Below are 1,904 nucleotides of genomic sequence, written 5' to 3'. Positions count from 1 at the left end.
GACCGCCGCGCCGATGTCTTCCTCGGCAGCATCCACCTCGCCGCCGCCATCACATGGTGGTTATGAGTCCCGGCCCTAGAACGACAGAGAACGCTAGGCGTTGAATTCGCAGCTTCTCACGGCTGGGCGGTTGAGAAAACAATCACGGACGAAGGCAAGAGTGCCTTTCACGCGAAGAACCGTGCTGAAGGGGCAGCGCTATACAAATTTGAGTTAGAAGCTCGTAACGGGCTTCATCGCGGAAAAGTGCTCATAGTCGAAAACATCGACCGCTTGAGCCGTCAGGGCGCGAAGGCAGCGACACAACTTGTTTGGGCGCTCAATGAGGCGGGTGTTGACGTAGCCACGTTCCACGATGGCTATTGCTACAAGGCGGGCAACAACGGCGATATGATGGAATTGTTTTCCGTCATCATCAAAGCCCAGTTGGCGTTTGAGGAAAGCGACAAAAAGAGCCGTCGCACAAAGGCATCTTGGGATAAGCGATTTGAAGCTATAGCGGATGGCACTCAGAAACGACCAATCCCGCATACTCCTACATGGATCAACCGCGTTGATGGCAAGTATGTTCTGGACGAACACCGAGCGAAGGTGCTGAACGAGATATACGATCTCTATATCAACGGCATGGGCGTCCATCGCATCGTCACGTTGCTGAATGATCGTGACGAACCCGTTTGGAATCAGTTCAAAGGTCGAACCAAGAACGGTTGGTTTTACAGCTACATATATCGCCTTCTCACCAAACGAACCGTTCTAGGCGAATATGTCACCAATAATGGGCGGACTTTAGCTACCGACTTCTACCCGCAGGCCATTTCCGCGGAGAAGTTCAACCAAGCGCAAGCCACGCTATCTATGCGGAAGAGCAACCAGAAGCGGTCAAAGAATCAGAACCGCAATCTGCTTACGCAATTGGTGTTTTGCGAGCAGTGTGGCGGCGGTGCCCATTTCGAGCATACAACTGATACGGTTCAGACGTACAAAAAGGTAAGCGGTGAAGTGGTCAACTATCGCCGCAAAACTTATCGCCGCTTGCGGTGTGACCGTTCCAGACGGAAACACTCATGCGACAACCCCACGATCCTTAACTATGACGTAGTTGAGAAAACCGTGCTGGACGAACTCTTGCCGCGCCTAGTGGACCAGCAAACCGAGAGTCAGAAACTTGCCGAACTCCGTGAAAAGCTCGCTGAGCTTGGCAGGCAGAAGGATGCGAGCCAAGCCCGTTTGGACAACATCATTGACGCAATCGCAGATGGCGGGGGCAAGGCGCTCGTGGAACGAGCGACTGCCCTTGAGAGCGAGGTGGAGAAACAATCCCAAACCATCAAGGATTTGCAGAAGCAGCTTGCCGTTGAAACGGCCAAACCATCCAGTGACGACGACATGGTTCTGGTGGAGAGTCTCCGGGCTGAATTGGTCAGCGAGGACGACGACATACGGATTTACGCTCGCGGTCGCGTAAATATTGCGCTGAGGCGATTGCTCCACCGCATCGAAATCACCGCCTACCACACGTTCATCGTATGGTCGACAGAGGACGCATGGTGGCGGTTTGATGAGGACGGGGCGCTTTTGGATGGGGAGCAGATTTGGCGCGCAGCATAGTAGCGCTTGTCGTGCGTTCTCCTGCCCAACGAAGGCAATCTGCGTCCGCATAGCAGCCCTGACAGCAGCGCCCGCGTCCCCTGCGCTCAGAAGCTCTGACACGGCATTCTCACTCCGAGTGAGAAGCAAACATCACCAATCCTGAGTGCGACCATCTATTGGGAGCCGCCTGAATGGCAAGCGGCTCCACTGTCAAAATATAATAAGTCGGAGATTGTCAACGGCGGAGCAAAAACCGGCCATTGGGCGGCGCAAAACCAGGCCACTGGCGCTGCTGCGAGCGGGGAACGTCG

At 54.6% G+C, this 1,904-nt stretch carries 1 protein-coding gene and 1 pseudogene; both read left to right on the top strand.

All coding sequences use genetic code 11. From position 1 onward, the window contains the following. Window positions 1-87 precede the first annotated feature (87 nt). A pseudogene (locus CV103_RS23100) lies at window positions 88-846 on the top strand (recombinase family protein); the annotation flags it as partial. 12 nt (window positions 847-858) lie between these two features. Continuing rightward, window positions 859-1,611, top strand: coding sequence for a recombinase zinc ribbon domain-containing protein (locus tag CV103_RS15605; protein ID WP_281258502.1), 753 nt, complete (start codon window positions 859-861; stop codon window positions 1,609-1,611). Window positions 1,612-1,904 lie beyond the last annotated feature (293 nt).

Origin of the sequence: Edaphosphingomonas fennica, from assembly GCF_003034225.1 — a bacterium.
GTDB lineage: Bacteria > Pseudomonadota > Alphaproteobacteria > Sphingomonadales > Sphingomonadaceae > Sphingomonas_E > Sphingomonas_E fennica.
This window is presented reverse-complemented; position numbering and strand designations above follow the sequence as displayed.